The sequence below is a fragment of the Sphingomonas sp. IBVSS2 genome, assembly GCF_002127225.1.
In the GTDB taxonomy this organism is placed as follows: domain Bacteria; phylum Pseudomonadota; class Alphaproteobacteria; order Sphingomonadales; family Sphingomonadaceae; genus Sphingomonas.
The window spans coordinates 870454-893480 of sequence record NZ_NFUR01000002.1; the positions used below are offsets into that span (position 1 = coordinate 870454).

The window sequence follows — 23027 nt, forward strand, 5'->3', positions numbered from 1 at the left end:
TGTCACGTCCAGACCTCGGTTGAAACTGCTGCCGCTATCCCTCTCTCGGGGAGGGGTCGAAACTCGAGCCGATGCTCGATCTTCCGGTCTTCGGTAGGCACTTTTTCCCAGGAAAGAAAATAGATTCAGTCCCGATCCGGAGGCGCTTCGCCTCGGGGGCGGGGTGATCGTGAAACATATTCCTTCCTAACAAAAGAAAGATATTGACTCGGGCCGGCTATTGGCGGAGTTCTTTGGATGGAGAGGACGGGCAGACGACGATGGTCGCGCCCAAGCTGGAAAGGGGCGGTCAATGATCAGGCCGATATTGTTTGCGTCCGCATGCTCGGCGGCGCTGATGGCGGTTCCCGCATATGCGCAATCCGTGGCGAATGCGCCGGGAGAGGCACCGCCGCAGGATTCGCAGGCGGATGCGGGGGCGGCCTCCGCCGGAAGTGCCGATATCGTCGTCACCGGATCGCGGGCGATCCGCGACGGATCGCAGGCGCCGACGCCGGTAACGGTCATGGCTGCCGAGGACCTGGCCAAGGCCCAGCCCGGCCTGATCGGCGAGGCGCTCAACCAGCTGCCGTCGTTCCGCGGATCGACGCGTCCCGCGGGCGCCTTCACGGGGGCGGTGGGGCCGCAGTCCGGAAGCTATCTCAACCTTCGCAACCTCGGGGTGCAGCGCACGCTGGTGCTCATCGACGGCCGCCGGGCGGCACCCTCGTCCCGCGACGGTTCGACCGACATCAATCTGTTCCCGCAGGAACTGGTGAAGCGCGTCGACATCGTGACCGGCGGCGCCTCGGCTGCCTATGGGTCCGATGCCGTGGCCGGCGTCGTGAACTTCGTGCTCGACACGCGCTTCACCGGGATCAAGGCGACGGCGCAGGCCGGCATCTCCGACAAGGGAGACGCCCCGACCTACAAGGCCAGCATCACCGCCGGCCAATCCTTCGCGGAGGGACGCGGGCGGATCGTGGCCAGCGCCACTTACTTCGAGATGGGCGGCATCCAGAGCGTCGGCGATCGGGACTGGGGGCGGCGCGGCACCGGTTTCCTCAGCAACCCGGCCGTTCCCGGGCAGCTGATCTTTCGGAACGATCTGCGGTCGTCGACTGCGTCCCCCGGCGGCCTGATCCTGAGCGGTCCGCTGGCGTTCCAGCAATTCGCCCCCGGCGGGACGCTGGTTCCCTATTCGCGCGGGTCGGCGCAATCGGGGCTGATCCAGGTCGGCGGCGACGGCGCCCAGGTGTTCAGCAATCTTTCCGCCGACGTCACCACCCGCAGCTATTTCGGGCACGCGGAGTTCGACGTCACGCCGTCGCTCACGCTCTACGCCCAGGGCAGCCTGGCGCTGGCGCGCAACCACTACAACCAGGCCCAGCAGTTCAACCCCGGCGGCTTCAACGGCTTCACCATCTTCAGTGGCAACGCCTTTCTGAATCCGGCGGTCCAGCAGGTCCTGACCGACACGAACACGCCTGCGTTTGCGATGGGTCGGGTCAATTTCGACTTCGGGGAGCCGGCGAACGCGACGGCGCGGGCGCGCACGCTCGATCTCACCGGCGGGTTCCGCTTCGCCGGGGCGGGCGGCCTCCAGATCGAGGGCTATTTCGAGCATGGCAGGAACCGGACGAACATCCGGACCTACAACAATGTCGCGCTCGAGCGCCTCTATGCCGCGGCGGACGCGGTGCGCGATCCCGCCACCAACCAGATCGTCTGCCGGGTCACGCTCACCAATCCGGGGCTGTATCCGGGCTGCGTTCCGATCAACCTGTTCGGCGCCGGCGCACCTTCCCAGGCCGCCATAGCCTATGTCGAGGGCGCTTCGAGCTACACCACCAACTTCACCCAGGACGTCGCCGACCTTTCGCTGCGCGCGCAGCCTTTCTCCACCTGGGCAGGCCCGGTCTCGATCGCGGCCGGTGGCCAGTATCGTCGCGTCGCGCTGAACCAGGTTGCCGACGATATCGCCCAGAGCATCAACGACGCCACCGGCATCCGCGGCTTTCCCCCGGCCTATCAGAACCAGCCCGGCGGCTGGCTGCTCACCAACGTCTTTCCGGTGAAGGGCGCGTACCATCTGTGGGAAGTGTTCGCGGAGGCGGCGGTGCCGCTCGCCCGCGATCTGCCCTTCCTCCATGCGCTCGATATCAACGGCGCCGTGCGATACACCAACTACAGCACCAGCGGCGGAGTGACGACCTGGAAGGCCGGCGCGGTCTGGGAGCCGGTCGCCGGGGTGCGCCTGCGCGGCACCGCCTCGCGCGATATCCGCGCGCCCAACGTGCCGGAGCTGTTCGCCGGGATCGTGCAGAACACCGGCTCGGTGATCGAGAACGGCATCACCGTGCCCATCGTCCAGGCGGCGCGCGGCAACCCGTCGCTGCAGCCGGAAAAGGCCGATACCTATACCGCGGGCATCGTCCTGAGCCCCGCCTTCGCGCCGGGGCTCACCTTGTCGGTCGATTATTATTCCATCGACATCGCCGGCATCATCTCGTCGCTCACACCGCAACTGACCCTGAATCAGTGCCTTGCGGGCGCCACAAGCCTCTGCGCGAACATCACGCGCAACACGGCGGGACAGATCACGCGGATCGAGTCGCCGACCCTGAACCTCAACCGGCTGGCGACATCCGGCCTCGACATCGAGCTCGGTTACCGGCCGCGCGGGCAGGTCCTTGGCGGGGCGGCGAGCGTGCGGTTCATCGCCAGCTATCTCGACAAGCAGCGGCAGGACATCAGCAACGGCCCATCGATCGACCGGGCGGGGGAAGTCGGCCTCAGCGCCAATCCGCGCTGGAGCGCGACGGGCAGCGCGGAGTGGAAGAGCGGACCGGTCGAACTCTTCGTGCAGGAGCGGTTCATCGGCGCGGGGACCTATGACGTCACGCGCGTGGAACCCAGGACCATCGAGAACAATCGCGTGAAGTCGGTCTTCTATACCGATCTGACCGCCGCGGTGCGGCTCAAGGACGGCTATCGCTTCTTCCTGACCGTAAACAACCTGTTCGATCGCGCCCCGCCGCTGGCGCCGAACGGCACGCTCTTCACGTTCATCCCCACCAATCCGCTGCTCTACGACGTGACTGGACGCCAGTTCACGGCGGGTGTGAACATCAAATTCTGACCAGGCGAGAGATCGCTGCCGAATCTGAATGGGAGATCGTCCGCATGCATGACCCATCGCTCATTTCCCGCCGGAGCGCGCTCCTTGCCGCCGCTTGCGCGCTGGCCAGCGCCAGTGCCGCGGGCCGCGCGTTCGGGGCCGGCCGGCCCCGCCGGGCACCGGTGCCGCTGCCGTCCGCCGCGGATATCCGGCGGGACTATCAGCAGATGGTCGACTTCGGTCCCCGGCTTCCCGGCAACGCCAACCACCTGGCATTCGTCGACTGGATGGCCGGCCAGTTCCAGGACGCCGGCCTCATGCTCGGGCCGTGCGAATCGTACAGCTATCGGCGCTGGGATCCCAGGCGCGTCAGCCTCGATGTGTTGGACGATGGCGTGCGACGGCCCATCGCCAAGGTCACCTTCTTCGTCCGCTCGGCGCCCACCGGCCCGGAGGGCGTCACCGGGCCGCTCGTCTATGGCGGCTTGCTGAAGCCGACCGGTCCCGATGCGTTGCCGGACTTTCCAAAGGGTAGCATCCTCGTCTTCGACGGGCAGCTTCCGCGCCTGACGATGGGGAGCCTGACCCATCCGCACTTCGTCCATATCGGCGATGAACCGAAGTCGGCCTCGCTCGACACGCCCTATCACCGGCTGTGGACGACCCCGGCATTCCAGCTCGACGCGCTGGCCGCGCGCGGCGTTGCCGGCGTCGCGATCATCATGGACGTCTCCTCGGCGATGATCGAGGGCAATTACTCTCCCCATGCCTCGCATTATCGGCCGAAGCTGCCGGCGCTTTTCGTCGGCCAGGACGCGGGCGAGGAGCTCCGCCGCGCGGCCAAGGCCGGCAGGACGGCGCACCTCACCCTCGACGCCGAATGGACGACGGGCGACGTGCCGCAGCTCACCGCGATCCTGCCCGGCGAAAGCGACGAGGTGATGATCGTCGACACCCACACCGACGGCCAGAATTTCGTCGAGGAGAATGGCTGCATCACCATGCTGCACCTCGCGCGCCACTTTGCGAGCCTGCCCAAGGGCGAGCGGCTGCGCCGAAGCATCGTCTTCGCGGGCTGGCCCGGCCATATGACGGGCGAGATGCCGGAGGCACCGGGCTGGGCGCTGGCGCATCCGGAACTCATGAAGCGCGCGGCGGCGGCGTTCACGATCGAGCATCTGGGCTCGAGCGAGTGGCTGGATATCCCCGGCAAGGGCTATGCGCCCACCGGGCACAATGAATATATGAACTGCCCGACCTCGGCCGGCCCGCTGACCGACATCGTGGTGGCGGGCATCAAGCGGCACGACTTGTTGCGGCACGGCGTCGAGCCGGGGCCGGGAGTCACGACGGGCGTGGTGTTCCATGAAAGCGGCGTTCCGCACATGGGGCTGATCGGCGGCCCCAGCTACCTGCTGAGCATCGCGCCCAACGGCCATATCGACAAGCTGGACGCCGGGCTGGCCGTGCGCCAGACGGCGATGCTCGCCGATGTCATCCGCCAGGCGGACAAGGTTCCGATGGCGAAGCTCAAGGGCGGCGATCCCAGCCTTGGCGCAAAGCCGGTGACCGGGACGGACACCAGCAAGCGCGGCCCCTGCCGCCCGCCACGGCGCACCACGTCCAACCGATCGCAATGACCGCCGGAGAAACCATGGGCACCCCGAGAATCCTGACGACCCCGGCGGAGGATGCCTATGCCTATCCGCTCCTGCTTCGCCATCTGCTCGCCAATGTCGCGCAGCAGACGTCGGCGGAGATCGTGAGCGGCCAGTGGCGCCTCACCTATGACGCGTTGCTCGATCGCGTGACTCGCCTTGCGACGCTGCTTTCCGAGCGCGGGGTGCAGGCCGGCGATACGGTTGCGGTGATGGATTGGGACAGCCATCGCTATCTCGAATGCTATTTCGCGATCCCGATGATGGGCGCGGTCCTGCAGACCGTGAACGTCCGGCTGTCGCCCGCGCAGATCGAATACACATTGCGCGAATCCGGCGCCGTGTTCGTGCTCCATCACGCGGATTTCGCGCCGCTGTTCGATGCGATCCGGCCGAATCTTTCCGCGATCCGCGGTGCGATCCCGATGGAGGAAGATGCGAAGGCGGACAGCTATGAGGCGCTGATCGCGGCGACCGCGCCGTCCTTCCGGTTCGAGGATTTCGACGAGAACGCGATCGCCACCACATTTCATACCACCGGCACCACGGGCAACCCCAAGCAGGTCTTCTTCAGCCACCGGCAGCTCGTTCTCCACACCCTGGCGCTGGCGACCACCCTGGCCAACCAGCCGACCGGCCAGGGCCTCCGGCGTGGCGACGTCTACATGCCGATGACGCCGATGTTCCATGTCCATGCATGGGGCTTGCCGTTCGTCGCGACCATGCTCGGGCTGAAGCAGGTCTATCCGGGGCGCTATGATCCAAGGCGCCTGCTGGCGCTGAAGGCGCGCGAGCGGGTCAGCTTCTCGCACTGCGTGCCGACGATCCTGAGAATGCTGCTCGATGCGCGGGACGATGGGGAGACGCTTGGCCCCTGGACGGTGATCATCGGCGGCTCGGCCCTGGCGCCCGCGCTGGCGGAAGAGGCGGCGCGCGCCGGCCTGTCGACGCTGGTCGGCTTCGGGATGTCGGAGACCGGGCCCGTCGTTGCGCTTGCCCGCGCACCGGGCGGCGATGTCGCGGAACTTTGCCGCGCCGGCTTTCCCATTCCGCTGGTCCAGGCGCGGGTGGACGCGGCGCGCGGGGGCGAACTGCTGCTGCGCGCGCCCTGGCTCACCCAGGGCTATGGTTCCCAGGCCGCTTCCGATGCGCTTTGGGAAGGCGGCTGGCTGCACACCGGAGACGTCGCCGCCACGGACGAGGACGGGGCCATCCGGATCGTCGATCGCCTCAAGGACGTGATCAAGACCGGAGGGGAATGGGTTTCCTCGATCGCCATCGAGGCGCTTCTCATGGAGCTGCCCGGGGTGGCGGAGGCTGCGATCATCGGAGTGCCGGATGGCAAATGGGGCGAGCGGCCGGTCGCCTTCGTCGTCGCGGCCGCTTCAGGCGGCCCACCGAGCGCCGAGCTGTTGCGGGAAGGCCTGATGCGCCATGTCGATGCCGGGCGTCTGAGCAGATACGCCGTTCCCGAACGAGTCCTCGTGCTTGAAACCCTTCCGCGGACCAGCGTCGGCAAGGTGGACAAGCGGACGCTCCGCGCGCGCCTGGCCACCGATGCGGTGGAGCCTGCCACGACGATATGAGCGCCGGGGGTTGACCGGCTAGCGGCCCGATTCCCGTCCGCACGCGCCTTCCGGACAGCGCCGGTTCATTTTGGAACGCGCACATTGCGGGCAATGAATCGCGCCGGTGAAGCGCAAGGGCCTTGTGGATCCGGCGGGTCCGGCAGGCAGCGTCGCACTGGCCGCTCGCTCGGGAATCGTCGGCCGATGATGAGAGTTCAGCTGCGCATCCGTACGGTTCTCGTGGCCCTTTTTGCAGTGTCGGCGCCGCCGCTGCAGGCGCAGACCACCGGCATTCCCGTCAAGAATCTGGCCTGGGCAGACAGGCTGACCTGGGGTGTCGAAGGTTCGGCCGCCTCCCGCGCCGGCACCGTGCCCGATGCCGGCCGCTGGCTCGACGCGCAGTTGCGCGACGGTCCCGAGGCGCTTCCGCCCGACGCGCAGCGCCAGGTGGATGCGATGCGCATCGTCCGCGAGCCGATGGCGCAACTGGTCGTCGAGGAGGATTCCGCGATCCGCGCCGCCAACGCGCTGACCGATCCCGACCAGCGCAAGGCGGCACGCGACGCCTATCAGAAGGACATGAACGTGCTTGCCGACGAAGCGCGCACCAGGTCGATCCTGCGTGCGCTCTACGCCCCGGATCAGTTGCGCGAGCAGATGACGTGGTTCTGGTTCAACCATTTCAACGTCCACGCGCCGAAGCGCGACATCCGCGCCATGGTCGGCGACTATGAAGACACGATCCATGCCCGCGCGCTGGGCAAGTTCCGTGACCTGCTCGAAGCGACGCTGCGCCATCCCGCGATGCTGCGCTATCTCGACAACGACCAGAATGCGGCGGGGCACATCAACGAGAATTACGCGCGCGAGATCATGGAGCTGCACACGATGGGCGTGGGCTCCGGCTATTCGCAGCAGGACGTGCAGGAACTGGCGCGGATCCTGACCGGCGTCGGCGTCGACCTGAAGCCCGATCCGCCCAAGCTGAAGCCGCAATGGCAACCGCTCTACGTCCGCGCCGGCCTGTTCGAATTCAATCCCGCGCGCCACGATTTCGGCGACAAGCATTTCCTGGGGCACGATATCAAGGGGCGTGGTTTCGCCGAGGTTGCGGAAGCGCTCGACCTGATCGCTTCCTCGCCCGCGACCGCGCATCACGTTTCGCTCCAGATCGCGACCTATTTCATGGGCGATGCGCCCCCCGCGGACGTCGTGGCGCGCATGGAGCAGGCGTTCCGGCACAGCGATGGCGACATCGCCAGGGTGCTGCGCGCGATGATCGGGGCGCCGGGGTTCAGGGCCTCGCTCGGGACGGTGTTCAAGGATCCGGCCCATTATGCGATATCGGCCGTGCGCTACGCCTATGGCGACCGGGTGATCCTCAACACCCAGCCGATCGTCGGCTGGCTCAACCGGATGGGCGAAGGGCTGTACAACCACGAGACGCCCGACGGCTATGACATGCGGTCGGACGCCTGGTCCGGCCCCGGCCAGATGGCGACGCGGTTCGACATCGCCCGCCAGATCGGTGGCGGATCGGCCGGCCTGTTTCGCCCGCCGGGCGCCACCGCCGACCAGCCGGCCTTTCCGCAGCTGCAGAATGCGCTCTATTTCGGCGGGCTAGGCACCACGCTGGGCCAGCCGACGCGCGACGCCCTGGCCAAGGCGACCTCGCCGCAGGAGTGGAACGCGCTGTTCCTGTCCTCCCCCGAATTCATGCACCGTTGAACGGCAGGAGATGTCGCGATGCCGCCTATCCAACGTCGAGATCTTCTGAAGGGTGCGGCCGCGTTCGCGCCGGCGATCGTGGCCGGCCGTGCCTTTGCCGCGCCGCAGGCCGGCAGCCGGCTGCTCGTCGTGTTCCTGCGGGGCGCCTATGACGCGACGAGCATCATCGTCCCGACGGGCAGCGATTTCTATTACCAGTCGCGCCCGACGATCGCGCTCGCCAGGCCCAATCCCGCCGATCCGAAGGCGGCATTGCCCCTGGACGGCGACTGGAGCCTGCATCCCGCGCTCAAGGAAAGCATCCTTCCGCTATGGCGGCAGCGGCAGATCGCGTTCGTGCCGTTCGCCGGCACCGACGACCTGAGCCGCAGCCATTTCGAGACGCAGGACACGATAGAATTGGGCCAGCCCGTCGGCGGCTCGCGCAACTATGGCTCCGGCTTCCTGGCTCGCCTGGCGCAGATGCTGGGCAGGGACGACCGGCCCATCGCCTTCACCGATCAGTTGCCGCTGTGCTTCCGCGGCGATCCCGTGCCGGTGCCCAATCTCGGGCTCGCGAATGTCGGCAAGCCGATCGATCGGCGCCAGACGGCGATCATCGAGTCGATGTACGGCAAGCAAGGGCAGCTCGCGCAGTCGGTCGCCCAGGGCTTCCATGTGCGCGAGACCGTGTTCGAGACGCTCGACGAGGAAATGAAGGCGGCTGGCCGCGGTGCGGTGAGCAGCAAGGGGTTCGAACTTTCGGCCCGGCGCATCGGCGCGCTGATGCGTGACCGGTTCAACCTGGCGTTCGTCGATGTCGGCGGATGGGATACGCACGTCAACCAGGGCAACGCGACCGGCTATCTGGCCGACCGGATCGGCGAACTCGGACGCGGCCTGGCCGGTTTCGTCGACGCGATCGGCGCCAGGGCCTGGGGATCGACCACCGTGGTCGTCGTCTCCGAATTCGGCCGCACCTTCCGCGAGAACGGAGACAAGGGCACCGATCATGGCCATGGCAGCATCTATTGGGTGATGGGCGGCGACATTGCGGGCGGCCGGATGGCGGGTCCGCAGGTGGCGGTGTCGGCCGCGACGCTCAACCAGGCGCGCGACTTGCCGGTGCTGACCGATTACCGCGCGCTGATCGGCGGGCTGGTCGCGCGGCAATATGGGCTGTCGGCCGACCGGATGGCGACGGTCTTTCCTCAGGCGCGGCCGGCCGACCTGAAGCTGGTCTGACGGCGCGCCGGACGAGGATGGCGACGGCGACGGATGACAAGAGAGCCCGTGCAGTCTTCCTGCCCGGGCTCTCGGCCCCCCCGAGTGAGGCCCGCAACGGCGCCACGGTGCGGAGCGGGATTCCAAACCCTCCGCACCGTGGCGCCGACTGTCGTCAGAAACCGATCTTCACGCGGACCGATGCGCGGCCCTCGCGGGTGTTCTCGCCCGCCGAGCCTTCCAGCGCGATGCCCAGGCGGACATTCTTGCTGGCCCGGGCATCGATGCCCACGCCCAGCGTGCCGAGCACCGGGGCGATCCGCACGCCGCTCACGCCGAAGCCACCGGTGCCGCTCGGCGCACCCGAGAAGCGGACGGTGCCCACGGTATCGAGATCGCCCGAATTGTAGCGGACGCCCATGCTGACCCAGGGCATCGCCGTGCCCCCGCCGGTCTTCACCCTCGCGCCGAGGCGCAGCTCCGCGCCTGCGGTGAACAGGTCGCGGTTGGCCGATGCCATCTGCAGGCCCAGGCCGCCGGTTGCATTCTCGGCAAAGCCGTCGCGCTGGTCGCGGACCTTGCTTGCGCTGCCGATCAGGGCAAGGCGCAGGCCGTTCGCGAACTCGGTGCGGAAGCCGCCGGAGACGCCCACCGAATAGCCGGTGGCGTGGATGTCGCCGGTGGCGAGCGCCGTGGTGGTGCCGATGGCCAGCGTGCGCTTGCTGTTCAGGTCGCTCGAATACCAGCTGCCCGAGGCGGCGACGAAGGCGCTGCCCGCATCGTAGCTCAGATAGCCGCCCAGCTGATACTGGTTGCCGCTCACCGTCGAGGCGCGGCTGTCCATATCCGCATCGATCTGGGCGACGCCGCCGGCGATGCCCGCGGTGAAGCCGTCCAGCCGGGTCTCCACGCCCATGGCGACGCCCGCCACGGTGGTGTCGAGGCCGGCATGCACGCTGCCGCCCAGCAGCTTCTGATAGCCGCCATAGACCTGGCCCCAGACGCCGCCATTGCCCGTATCGCCATTGTCGCCGCCCGGCAGCGTCGCGCCGGAGAGTGCGCTGGCGAAGCCGTTGCCCGCCGTGCTGGTGGTGCGGACATCGGCCAGGCTCGCGCCGGCGAACCCGCCGCCGATCAGCGCATCGCTGCCGTCGCCCACGCGCCGGCGGAGCAGGTCGGTGAACAGATTGTTCGCCGAAATCGTCGCGGTCGAGACATTGGCGAGGGCTTCGCCGCTGAAGGTCCTGAACGCCGCGACGCGCTGCTGGGTGTCGAGCGAAGTGATCGTGTTGAGCGTCGCCGCCCATTGATCCGAGGCGTTGCCGGTGGTGGAGTTGCCGAGCGCATTGGCGACGGCGAGCGTGTTGGTGTCGCCCGCCGCCACGCCGTCGTTGAACTCCATGTTCTTCTGCACCTGGAGGACGACTGCGTTGGCGACCAGATCGTAGCGCAGGCGCCACTTCAGGTTCGGGTTGCTCGCCACGGTGGCGAACACCGAGCCGTTGGCGAAGGTGCCGGTGAGGGCGTTCGCCTGGACGATGGTGTAGAGCTGGTTGAAGCGATAGTCGCTTGCCGCCGCGGTCAGCGCGTTGACCTGCACCGAGCCGCCCGTGAGCGTGGCCGCGCCGTTCACCTTGATGCTGTCCGAAGCGAAGTTCAGGCTCGTGCCGCCGAAATCGAAGAGCAGGGTGCCGCCGCTGACGGCCAGGCTGCCCACGGTGAAGCTGCCGATCGGGTTGATCGCGCCCAGCGCGCCGGTGGCGAGGCCACCCGGCGAGAAGGTGCCCGAGTTGATCGTCAGCGCGCCCGCCAGCGTGCCGCCGCCGATCAGCGTACCGCCCTGGACGCGCATGCCGCCCTGGGTGGCGCCGGAGAAGGCGAGGGTGCCCGCCGACACGTCGAAGCGCCCGGTGGTGGCGAAGCTGCCGGCCAGCGTCAGCGTGCCGATGCCCTGCTTGTCGATCGAGCCCGATCCGGTGATCGCGCCGCCAAAGGCCGAGTTGGAACCGCTCGCCAGGGTCAGGCGGCCGGTGCCCAGCGCGATCGTGCCGGGGCCGGAGATGCTGGCGATGGTCTCGTTATAGTTGGCCAGGTCGAAGGCCGCGCCCGAGGCGACTCCGATCGTCGCGCCGTCGGCCAGGCGGTCGCTGGCCCCCAGGCGCAGCGTGCCGGCCTGTACGGTGACGGTGTTCGCGGCCGCCGTGCCGGTCAGCACCGAGGTGCCGCCCATGTTGTAGAGCGTGCCCGCGCCGAGGCTGGCGTTCACGGTCGCGCCGGTGAGCTGGTACTGGCTGGCGGTCAGCGTGCCGGTGCCGGCAAGCGTGCCGTTCAGGCCGAGCAGGCCGACCGTGTCGCTGTACGCGCCGATATCCAGCGTGGCACTCGAGGCGACGGTGACATTGGCGGTGTCGGCCAGGCGGTTTGCCGCGCCGAGCGCCAGGGTGCCGCCATTGACGGCAACATCGCCGCCCGCGGTGCCGTTCAGGCTCAGCGTGCCGGCCTGGATGACGAGCGGACCTGCCGCGTTGCCGTTGAGCGTCGAGCTGCCGCCCAGGTTGAACAATGTGCCTGCACCGAGGTTGGCGTTCACGATCGCGCCGGTCAGCTGGTACTGGCTGGCGGTGAGGGTGCCGGTGCCGGCCAGCGTTCCGTTCAGGCCGAGCAGGCCGACCGTGTCGCTGTACGCGCCGAGGTTGAGCGTTGCGCCCGAGGCCACGGCGACATTGGCGGTGTCGGCCAGGCGGTTCGATGCGCCGAGCGCCAAGGTGCCGCCATTGACGGCAACATCGCCGCCCGCGGTGCCGTTCAGGCTCAGCGTGCCGGCCTGGATGACGAGCGGACCTGCCGCGTTGCCGTTGAGCGTCGAGCTACCACCCAGGTTGAACAGCGTGCCCGCGCCCAGATTGGCGTTCATGATTGCGCCGGTCAGCTGATATTGGCTGGCGGTCAGCGTGCCGGTGCCGGCCAGCGTGCCGCCGAGCGCGAAGATGCCCACCGTGTCGCTGTTCGCGCCGATATCCAGCGTTGCGCCCGAGGCGACAGCGACATTGGCGGTGTCGGCCAGGCGGTTTGCCGCGCCGAGCGCCAGGGTGCCGGCATTGACGGCGACATCGCCTCCGGCGGTGCCGTTCAGCGTCAGCGTGCCGGCCTGCACGACGAGCGGACCTGCCGCGTTGCCGTTGAGCGTCGAGCTGCCGCCCAGGTTGAACAGCGTGCCCGCGCCCAGATTGGCGTTCACGGTCGCGCCGGTGAGCTGATACTGGCTGGCAGTCAGCGTGCCGGTGCCGGCCAGCGCGCCGTTGAGACCGAGCAGGCCGATCGTGTCGGTATATGCGCCGATATCCAGCGTGGCGCCCGAGGCGACAGCGACATTGGCGGTGTCGGCCAGGCGGTTCGCCGCGCCGAGCACCAGGGTGCCGGCATTGACGGCGACATCGCCGCCCGCGGTGCCGTTCAGGCTCAGCGTGCCGGCCTGCACGACGAGCGGCCCTGCCGCATTGCCGTTGAGGGTCGAGCTGCCGGCCAGGTTGAACAGCGTGCCCGCGCCCAGATTGGCGTTCACGGTAGCGCCGGTCAGCTGATACTGGCTGGCGGTCAGCGTGCCGGTGCCGGCCAGCGTGCCGTTCAGGCCGAGCAGGCCCACCGTGTCGCTGTATGCGCCGATATCCAGCGTCGCGCCCGATGCGACGGCGACATTGGCGGTGTCGGCCAGGCGGTTCGATGCGCCGAGCGCCAGGGTGCCGCCATTGACGGCGACGTCGCCCCCGGCGGTGCCGTTCAGGCTCAGCGTGCCGGCCTGGATGACGAGCGGCCCTGCCGCATTGCCGTTCAGCGTCGAGCTGCCACCCAGGTTGAACAATGTGCCTGCACCGAGGTTGGCGTTCACGATCGCGCCGGTCAGCTGGTACTGGCTGGCGGTCAGCGTGCCGGTGCCGGCCAGCGTGCCGTTGAGACCGAGGGCGCCGATCGTGTCGCTATACGCGCCGACATCCAGCGTCGCGCCCGATGCGACGGCGACATTGGCGGTGTCGGCCAGGCGGTTTGCCGCGCCGAGCGCCAGCGTGCCGCCCCGGACCGTGATGTCGCCGCCGGCAGTGCCGTTCAGCGTCGACGTGCCGCTCAGATTGTAGACGGGGCCCGCGCCCAGATTGGCGTTCACCGTCGCGCCGGTCAGCTCATATTCGCTGGCGGTCAGCGTGCCCGAACCCGCCAGCGTGCCGGCGATGGCGGCGATGGCCACCGTGTCGCTGTTCGCGCCCAGGTCGACCGTGCTTCCGGCCCGGACGACCAGCGTCGAGCTGTCGGCCAGCACGTTCGAGGCACCGAGCGTGAGCGTGCCCGCCACCACGGTCTGGCCGGTATAGGCATTGGCGCCCGACAGGGTGGCAGCGCCGGCGATCACCAGGTTGCCGCTGCCCGAGATCGCGCCCGCAAAGTTGGTGTCGTTGCCGAGCAGGGTCAGCGCGTTGGCGCCAAGCGACACCGCGCCGGTTCCCGACAGGCTGCCGATCGCTTCCGACGCGCCCAGCTGCAGCGTGCCGCCGGTCATGGACACCGTGGCCGTATCGTCGATGGCGTTGCCGCCCGAGAGCAGCAGCGTGCCGTCGGCGATCGTCCACGAGGTCATGCTCGTCGGGGCCGAGAGGGTCCAGGTGCCGCTGCCCGACTTGGCCGCGCTCCCGAAGTTCATCACGTCGCCCAGCGTTGCCGTTCCGCTGCCCGTCAGCGTCAGCGTGTTGTTGCCCGCATAGCCGCCATCCAGGACGCCGGTCACGATCGCGCTGGTGTCGAGCGTGATCCGGTCGTCGCCCGTGCCGCCGGCATAGCCGCCGTTGAGCGTGCCCGAGATGTTGACCACGCGGTCGCCGGTGCCGCCGGAGAAGATCTTGCCGGTGGTCGAGCCCGCGTCGAGATTGACCGTGATCGTGCCGGTGCCGTCGAGATACATGCCGCCCAGGCCGCCGGTGATCGTGCCGCCCGACTGGTTGGTGAAACTGCCACCCCCGCTGGTCCACAGGCCGTAGCCGCCGGTGCCGCCGGTGAGGCCGCCCGAGTTGATGACCGTGCCGCCCGCGCCCAGATAGACTGCGGTCTCATCGCGCGACGTCACGCTGCCCGCGTTGGTCAGCTTCGAGCCGGCATCGTACAGTGCCACGGTGGTGCCCTGGCTGGTGATCAGGCCGCCGGCATTGTTGGTGATCGTGGCTGCGCCGCTGCCGACATAGACGGCGGGGTAGCCGTTGCGCGACTGGATCGTGCCCGAATTGTCGATCGTGCCGCCCTGGGCGAGGTACACCGCGTTGTTGGTATTGCCGGTGATCGTGCCGTGGGCGCCGTTGATCAGCTTGATATTGGCGGCATCGCCATAGACACCGCGAGTGCCGCTGACGGTGCCGTCATTGTCGAGCAGCGCGTTGGCACCACTCAGATACACGGCCGCGTTGCCGGTGCTGGTGATAGAGCCGAGATTGTGCACGCTCTGGTTCGCGCCATAGGCAGTCACAGCGATATTGCTGCTGGTCAGGCTGCCCGTCGCCGCCACATCGAGGCGGCTGGCGTCCGCGCCCAGATCGACGCTCACATAAGCGCCGGTGCCGGTCGCGCCGCTGATCGCGACTCTCGATGCGTCCTGTATCAGGATCGAGCCGTTGAAGCTGTTGGTGCCGGAGAAGGTGAGGGTGTTGCCGGCCGCCAGCCCGCCCACGCGCACATTGCCGTTGCCGGTGATGTTCTGCGAGACGGTGCCGCTATAGGCCTGCTGATAGGCGAGGGTGCCGTTGTTGACGATGGCGGAGCCCGAGATCGTGTCGCTGGCGCCCTGGAGCGTCGCGCCCAGGTTGACAATGGTGGTGCCCGTCCAGCGGTTGGCGGTGTTGGTCAGCACGATGGTGCCCTGGCCGCCGATCACCAGGTCCTGGCTCGGATCGACGCCTGCGCCGGCGCCGGTGGTGATCGCGCCGGTCAGCGTCGCGGTCACGCCCGCATCGGCGTTCAGCGTCGACGGGTTGGCCGAGGACGGGGTGACCACTTCCAGCGAGATGTTGTTGGCATAGCTGCCGGTGGCGCCGAAGGTCGCGGTCGGGTCGATCATGTGGATCGTGCCCGTGCCGAAGGCGCCCGCCGTTGCCGCACGGATCGCGCCGCCATTGACATAGATGTCGCCGGTGAGGCCGCTCGTGCCGTCGAAGGTGATCGTGCCCGCGGGCGCGCCGCCGATGCCGGCGTAGATCGCCTGGTTGGGATCGTTGCTCGGGCCGGTCAGCGTCATGTCGCCGGAGACCAGGCCGATGCTGTCGAAGTTGATGAAGTTGGCCAGGCTGACATTGTAGCTCTGTCCGGCGCCGAAATCGGCGAACAGCTTGTCGTAGCCCGCGCCGCCGTCGACGATGCCGCTGATCGTGCCGCCGAAATAGGTGAAGCTGTCGTCGCCGTCGCCCAGGTACACATTGCGGATCTGGCCGGAGCGCATGATGACGTTGTCGGTGCCGGCGCCCGACCTGGCGTCGTAATCGCCATAGACGATGCCCGACAGGTCGAGTTTGCGCGTGCCGTTGCCGGTCGAGACGATGCTGCCATACATCGCCGAGCCGACCTCGTTGGTCATGTTGACCGTGCCGTCGCCGGAGAGCAGCACCGCGCCCGTGGTGCCGACGAACGCGCCGCTCATAAGGTTGGTGATCGTCGAGGTCTGGCCCGCCGCCGTGTCCAGCGAGACGCCGTAGCCGGTATTGCCCTGGATGGTGCCGGAGTTCACGATCGTCGCCGCGCCGCCCGTGATGACCAGGCCGTTGGCGCCGCCGACGATGGTGCCGCCATTGTTGGCGCCGCGGGTGTTGGTCACCGTGCCGCCGGCCGTGAACCGGACGCCGTCGCCGGTGCTGTAGTCCTGGTTGATCTGCCAATATTGGGTGACCGTATTGGCCGCGGTGCCGACGGCGATGATGCCGGTGTTGTTCAGCGTCTGATAGTCGTCGCTGCCGATCACGCCGCCGGTGCGGCCGACGATGATGCCGGCATTGGTGATCGTGCTTGCGCCGGCCGAGACGGTGACGCCATTGCCTTCGGCGACGATCAGGCTGCCGGCCTGGTTCCCGAGCGTGCCGCCGAGCATGGCGACGCCGCTATAGTCGGCGTCGGTCGAGCGGATCAGTCCGGCATTGGTCACGGTGGTGCCGGCCTGGGCGAAGACGCCGTTGCCCAGGTTGCCGATCACCGTGGCGCCATGCGCGATGGTCAGGCTCGTGCCGCTGTTGGCCAGGGTGACGGCCGTGCCGTCGCTGCCGATCTGGACGGTGCCGTCGAGCGTCAGCGTGCCGTCGGTGACGGTCCAGCCGCCGATGTTGGCCGACGCGCCGGTCAGCGTCAGATCGCCGCCATTGAGGGAGAGCTGCTTGAAATTGCGGACCTTGGTGAGGTCGAGCGTGGTCGGGGTGGAGACGCTGGCGTTGAACCTGTCGAAGCCGATGGCGTCGGCTTGGATGCTGGTGAAGCTGCCGCCATACCAGTTGACCGTGTCGTTGCCGTTGCCGAGCACGATCGCGCCATTGGTGACCGAGCCGGCATAGAGGCTGATCGTGTTGTCGTTATTGCCGGTCAGGTAGATCGCATAATTGCCGCCGGTGATCGTGCCGCTGTTGTTTATGTTCACCGCGGTGGTGCCGCCTGAATAGACGCCGTAGTTGCCGCCGACGATCGTCGCGCCGACACCGTTGGTGAGGTAGCCGCCATTGAAGACGACGCCGCTGCCGGTGCCGTTCGCCGTGAAGGTGCCGGAGGTGCCGCCCGAAAGCGTGCCCGCGCCGATGAAGCCGGCATTGTTGATGTTCGCGGTGGCGCCGCCCTGGACGCCCCAGCCCTGGCCGACGATCACGCCGCTCGCCTGGTTGGTGACTACGGCGTTGCCGAACTGCTGATAGACGCCGCGGCTGCCCGTGCCGGTGCCGACGAGGGTACCGCCATTGTCGACGGACACGCTTGCGCTTCCCGAATAGACGCCGCCGGCGGTGCCGCTGATCAGGCCGCCCGACTGGTTGTTGAGCGTGCCCCCGGCGGCGGGGACGAAGCGCACCCCATAGCCCAGCGTCGCATTGGTGCCGCCGGTGATCGTGCCCCAGTTGTAGATGGTGTTGCCGGTGCCCAGCAGGTTCACGCCCGCGTTCGTCGTGGCGGTGATGGTGCCGGTGTTGCCCAGGCCCAGCGTGCCGGTCGCAGTGATACCGGAGGCACCGCTGATCGTGCCGTTATACTGGTTGGAGACGCTGCCCGAGCTCAGCGTGATGCCGGTGCCGGCGCTGGGGGTGTAAGTGTCGGTCGACGCGTTGTACGTCGCCGCGGCGATCAGGCCGCTGTTGTTGACGATGCCGCCCGCCTGCATCGACGCGCCACCGGTGACGCCCAGGATACGGCCGCCGGCATTGTTGGTCAGGGTGCTGGCGTTCTCGACGCCATAATATTGATAGCCGGCGATCGCGCCCGAATTGGTCACCGTGCCGCCCGCCGTGACGTATACGCCGTCCCAGCCGCCGGTGATCAGGCCGGTGGCATAGTTGGTCACCTTGCCGGCGCCGCCCGAGACATAGACGCCGTTGGTGCGAACATTCGAGGTCGAGCCGAACGCGACGCCCAGGATCTGGCCGGAATTGTTGATGGTGGTCGCCGCGGTCGAGGTGATTGCGTTGGTGTCGCTGCCGTTGCCGCCCAGGAACGAGCCGCGGATCACGCCGCCCGCCTGGTTGGTGATCGTGCCGCCCACCGCCTGGATGCCGTTGCCGCCGCCTGCGACCAGCGTGCCGCTGGTGCCGCCCGAGAGCGTGCCCGCCGCGATCGTGCCGCTGTTGGTGATGCTGGCCGCGCTGCCGGTGAGGACGCCGCCGACGCGGCCGACGATGAGGCCGGCATTGGTGAGGCCGAGCCCGCCCGAGCCGGCCGCGTAGATGCCATAGCCGTTCGTGCCGCCGGCATTGCCCTGGCCGACGATCCTGCCGGTGCCGTAGTTGGTGACGGTGAGGTTGCCCGAGCCGTTCTGGTTCTCGATCGCGTTGGCGAGGTTGCTGGCGATCAGGCCGTAATTGTTGACCGACAGCAGGCCGGTGGCGATCACGCCGTCCGAGCCGAGATGGTTGATGCCGGTATTCCGGCCGCTGATCGTCGCGGTGGCGTTGCTGGCCGAGCCATTGTTGATGATCGAGGTGCCGCTGGTCGCGGCGACGCCGATCGCGCTGCCCCAGTCCTGGTCGAGGGCGGTGGCGGTGTTGCTGATCGTGCCGAAATTGTCGACGCCGTTCCCGGTGCCGCCAAGATAGACGCCGAGATACTGGCCGCCCGCGATCGTGCCGCTCTGGCCGACGCGCAGGATGTTGTTGGCGCCGCCCAGGGTGACAGCGGCGGCAGTGGCGCCGCCGCTGTACGCGCCGCTGCGCGCGCCGGTGAGCGTGACCGTGCCGCCGGTGGCCGAGTTGATGTTGAATGCGCCGGTGTTGGTGATCGGGCCGCTCAGCGTGACCGTGCCGAGCGCCTGGACGTCGCCCGCGCCGCTGATCGCGCTGGCGAAGTCGTAATTGTCGTTGCGGCTGAAGATCAGCGTGCCGCCCGAATCGACGGTGATGGCGCCGGTGATGCGGCCGTTGGTGGTGCCGTCGCCCACCTGCAGGCGGCCGCCGGCGACGGTCGTGCCGCCGGTATAAGTGTTGGCCCCGGTCAGCGTGACCTGGCCGCTCTCCAGCCGCAGCGCGCCGCTGCCCGAGATCACCCTGCCGCTCGAGCTGCTGCCCGACTGGGCATAGGTGACGGTGCCGTTGTTGACGATGTCGCTGCCCGAGATCGCGGTGGTCGAGCCGCGCGCGGTCACGCCCGAGTTGATCGTCGTGGTGCCGGTCCAGCTGTTGGTGCCGGTCAGGTTGAAGAGGCTGCCCCCGATGCCGGCGAAGGTCACGGCCTGCGAGGTGCCGATCGCCTGGCCGGCGGCGTTGGTGCCGCTGCCCGAGCTGATGTTGCCGCTCAGGATGGCGTTGCCGCCGAACAGGTTCTCGAACACGACCGGCTGGCCGTTCAGCACTGCCGGAATGTCGAGCACGAAGCTGTTCGCATAGACGCCGGATGCGCCGAACTGCACGTTCGAGGTGAGCATGTGGACGGCCGCGCCGCCGAACGCGCCGGCGCCGTTGGCGCGCAGGATGCCGCCATTGACGTTGATCGTGCCGACGCCGCTGGTGCCCTGGAAGCTCAGCATGCCGCCATTGGCGTTGACGGTGATACCGGGCACCGCCGCCACGCCGGAGAGAGTCCAGGTGCCGCCGTCGAGCTTGGTGATGGTCCCCGCGCCGGTCGCGGTGGCGAGCGAGAAGCTGCCCGCCTGGGCACCGGTGCCCGCGCCGCGCAGCTGCAGTATATTGTTGCCGCCGCCCAGGTCGATCGCGCCGAACATCGCCGCCGCCAGCGTGCCGCTGTTCTGCAGCGTCACGCTGCCCGCCGCGCCGGTCACTGCGTCGGTATAGCTTTGCGTGACCGCGCTGGCGTTGGTCTGGCCGTTGTAGATCGCCAGCGTGTCGTTGCCGGCGCCGCCGGTGATGCTGCCCGCGGCCGAGCCGGCGAACAGGTTGATCGTGCCGCCGGCATTGTCGGTGATCACGGCAGTGCCGGTCCCGCTGCCCGCCTGGCCATAATTGTTGAACGTGCCGCCGTTCAGGAAGACAGCGGTGCCGGAAGTGGGGATGGTGCCGCCGCCCAGCGTGGCGCCCACTGCATTGGTGATCGTGCCGCCGGCATTGGCATGGATGGCCGCGCCGCTGCCCTCGCTGATCGTGCCGGCGTTCAGGATGTTCGCCACGCCGCCGACATAGACGGCGTCGAGATTGAGCGTCCCGGTCCCGGTCCCGTGGATCATGCCGGTGTTGACGAGGGTGAGGTCGCTGCTGGCCTGGATACCGCCCGATGCGCCTTCGATCAGGCCGCTATTGGTGATGTTGGCGGTGGCGCTGCGGATCGCCGTGGTGGTGCCGCCCTGGACATAGTTGTTCGAGCCGTCGAGCGTGCCGGTGGCGATCTTGCCGGCATTGCTCACGCTCAGCAGGCCGGTGCCGCCATTGTAGATGCCGGCATAGCCCGCACCGACGATCTGGCCGCCGGATGCGTTGGTGACCTGCACGCTGCCGCTGTTGATCAGCACGCCCGCGCCTTCGCTCGTCGCGCCATAGATGCGGCCGGTGGCGTTGTTGAAGACCACGCTGGTGCCGCTGATCTCGACGCCGGCGAAGCGGTCGCCCTGGATCAGGCCGTCATTGACGATATAGGCGCCGTTGTTCGCGCGCGCGCCGTCCCAGCGGCCATAGATGCTCGCGCCGGCATGGTTGACGAGGCTGAGCTGGTTGGCGCTGGCGAAAACGCCGTTGCCCTGGGTCGCGCTCAAGCCGCCGGCGGCATAGGTGATCAGGCCGAAGTTATCGACCGTGCCGCTGCCGATCGCGATGCCCGAAGACATGCCGGTGCCCGAGGTGATCGTGCCGCTGTTCTGGATGTTGTTGCCGGTCGCGGTCGAATAGATGACGTCGCCGGTCGCGCTCAGCTGCGCGCCCGCCTGGATGAACATCAGGTCGGCAGTGGTGAGCGTAACCGCATTGCCCGCGACATTGGTCAGCGCGCCGTTGAGGGCGAGCATCGTCGCGTTGCCGCCCGCCACCGTCCAGCCCGGGCCGCCGTCGCGGCTGCCGGTGAGGGTCAGGTTGCCGGAGACGAGGCTATAGGCGTCGAAATTGACGATGTTGGCGAAGAAGCTGTTCTGGTTGATCGTGCGGTTGGTCGTGGAACCGATATCGACCGCGAAGGTGTCCGTGCCCGTGCCGGCATCGACGGTGCCGCCGATGGCGCCGCCGCCCCAGGTGAAGGTGTCGTTGCCCGAGCCGAAGGTCGCGCCCTGCATCGCGCCGGTCGCGCCGAGCGTGAAGTTCTGGGCGCCGGTGGCGGCGCCGGCGTTGTAATTGCCGTTCAGCGTGCCGGCCAGGCTGGTGGTGGTCGGGCCGCTGCCGGTGATCTGGATCAGGCCGTTCGTGGTCGACCCGGCATTGAAGTTGAGCAACGAGGCGGTGGTGGCGTCGAGCCGGATCGCACCGGCGCCGCCACCGGTGATGGTGCCGTTGTTTGCGAGCACCTGGCCCCCGGAGAAGGTGCTGCTGTCGAAGCGAACCGCCCAGCCGGTGGTCGCGTCGGAACCGCCGGTGATGGTGGCGCCGGCATTATTGGTGATCGTGCCGCCGCGGCCCGAATAAATCGCCATGCCGTTGGTCGCGGTGATCGTGCCGGCATTGGTGACGTTGGTGGTTCCTTGTCCGTCCACCACGGTCTTGCCGGCGCTCATCGCGCCGTTGTTGGTCACGCTGAGGGTGGAGGGCGCCTGGGAATTGCTCACGCCGGTTCCGGCGCCGCTGGTCGCGCTGACCGTGCCGTTGTTGACCACGGTGATGTTGCGACCGGCGCGGATCGCGAAGGAGCCCTGCGAAGCGACGGTCACGCCCGACGCCACGTTCACGGCGAGATCCGTGTTGATGGTGTTGGAACCGATCGCGGCGAAGCCGGTGCCGCTGCTGATATTGGCGTTGGCGTTGACGGTGTTGGTGCCGCCGACCACGCCGGTGCCCTGGAACACCACGCCGGAGCTCGGGCGCGTCGAATTGCCGATCGCGGCGCCCACCGTCACGGTGCTGCTCTGGCCGGTCAGGGCGGCATTCACCTGGATGCCGGTGCTGCCGCCATTGATCGTGCCGCCCGCAGTGGTGATCACGCTGGTGGCGCTGTTGTTCGACGCGGCGTTGATGCCGATGCCGGCGATGCTGGTGCTGATCGCCGAACCCGAGCTGACCATGACCGGGGCCCCGGCGTTGCTCGCGGTCGCGCTGATCCCGGTGCCGCTGGCCAGGGTGCTGATCGAGCCGCCAGTGGTGGTGACGACGGCGCCCGCGGCCGAAATCGCGGAGATGCCCGTGGCGAAGCCCGAGATGACCGGTGCCTTCAGCGACAGGTTCACCGTGGAGCCGCTGGAGCTGGCATAGATGCCCGCCACGCCGGCGCCGTCGGCGGTGACGTTGCGCAGGCTGCTGATGGTGCCGAAATCGACGACGTTCACGAAGCCGGTGGCGATCAGATAGGCGCCATAGGTGGCGGTGAGGTCGGTGGTCGAGGAGTCATCGAACTGGCCGATGGCCCAGGTGACATTGCCATTTGCGGCCTGCAGCGACAGCGCCGCGCCGTTCTGGTCGCTGCGAAGCGCGTTGGTGCCCGCGGTGAAGAGGACCGCGCTCTGGCCGCCGGCGGCGACCTGCTTGTAGGCGATGCCGTTGGGGTCGCCGGTGGTGTTGTTGATCGTGACATCGGTCATGACGATGCCGGCGTTGACCGTGTTGGTCACCGTCACGCCGCCACCGGTGCCGGTCGCATCGGTATAGGTGCCCGTGCCCGAGATCGTGCCGCCGTCCGTGGGGTAGGTCGACTGGGCCAGCGCCGGCGTGGCGAGGGCAATGCCGATCAGCGCCGTTGAACCGAGCAGTGCCTTGCGCAACAGCGCCTCGCGGCCCACGCGCACGGAAACCGCCTTGGACGCACGCGCGCCATTGCCACGATCGATCATTTCAGAAGCCCCCGAAAATCCTAAGGACCGTGGGCCCCGACTCATCGGGACACACGGCAGACATGGGGAATTCCTTAGGCCCGGGCGGGGATTTTGCTGTTGAACGCCCGTCTCACCGATTTGGATCGATGTCGCACGGCGGCACGGGTCCCGCG

Annotated in this window: 6 protein-coding genes; 5 read left to right on the forward strand and 1 reads right to left on the reverse strand. The window is 68.3% G+C overall.

All coding sequences use genetic code 11. From position 1 onward, the window contains the following. The first annotated feature begins 337 nt into the window (after window positions 1-337). The 5 genes from CAP40_RS10115 (at window position 338) to CAP40_RS10135 (ending at window position 9278) form a co-directional block, all read left to right on the forward strand. Window positions 338-3121: a TonB-dependent receptor domain-containing protein gene (locus tag CAP40_RS10115; RefSeq protein WP_086129320.1), complete on the forward strand. Its 2784-nt coding sequence runs from the start codon at window positions 338-340 to the stop codon at window positions 3119-3121. A gap of 44 nt (window positions 3122-3165) precedes the next feature. Next, window positions 3166-4740: a hypothetical protein gene (locus tag CAP40_RS10120; protein WP_256924120.1), complete on the forward strand. Its 1575-nt coding sequence runs from the start codon at window positions 3166-3168 to the stop codon at window positions 4738-4740. 14 nt (window positions 4741-4754) lie between these two features. After that, entirely contained in the window at window positions 4755-6344 is a 1590-nt protein-coding gene (locus CAP40_RS10125; RefSeq protein ID WP_086129429.1) for a long-chain-fatty-acid--CoA ligase, read from the forward strand. A 222-nt stretch (window positions 6345-6566) separates the two neighbouring features. Beyond that, window positions 6567-8054, forward strand: coding sequence for a DUF1800 domain-containing protein (locus CAP40_RS10130; RefSeq protein WP_256924121.1), 1488 nt, complete (start codon window positions 6567-6569; stop codon window positions 8052-8054). 18 nt (window positions 8055-8072) lie between these two features. Next, window positions 8073-9278: a DUF1501 domain-containing protein gene (locus CAP40_RS10135; RefSeq protein WP_218822131.1), complete on the forward strand. Its 1206-nt coding sequence runs from the start codon at window positions 8073-8075 to the stop codon at window positions 9276-9278. Window positions 9279-9432: 154 nt separating this feature from the next. On the opposite strand, the gene CAP40_RS10140 is transcribed toward CAP40_RS10135, so the two are convergent. Beyond that, window positions 9433-22872 (reverse strand): autotransporter-associated beta strand repeat-containing protein, encoded by a 13440-nt coding sequence (locus tag CAP40_RS10140; RefSeq protein WP_086129324.1) that lies wholly within the window; start codon window positions 22870-22872, stop codon window positions 9433-9435. Between the last annotated feature and the right edge of the window lie 155 nt (window positions 22873-23027).

Bases quoted from the DNA above. Each gene is read 5' to 3' on its own strand.
- CAP40_RS10115 (WP_086129320.1), top strand. From the start codon at position 338: ATGGCGGTTCCCGCATATGCGCAATCCGTGGCGAATGCGCCGGGAGAG.
- CAP40_RS10120 (WP_256924120.1), top strand. From the start codon at position 3,166: ATGCATGACCCATCGCTCATTTCCCGCCGGAGCGCGCTCCTTGCCGCC.
- CAP40_RS10125 (WP_086129429.1), top strand. From the start codon at position 4,755: ATGGGCACCCCGAGAATCCTGACGACCCCGGCGGAGGATGCCTATGCC.
- CAP40_RS10135 (WP_218822131.1), top strand. From the start codon at position 8,073: ATGCCGCCTATCCAACGTCGAGATCTTCTGAAGGGTGCGGCCGCGTTC.
- CAP40_RS10140 (WP_086129324.1), bottom strand. From the start codon at position 22,872: ATGATCGATCGTGGCAATGGCGCGCGTGCGTCCAAGGCGGTTTCCGTG.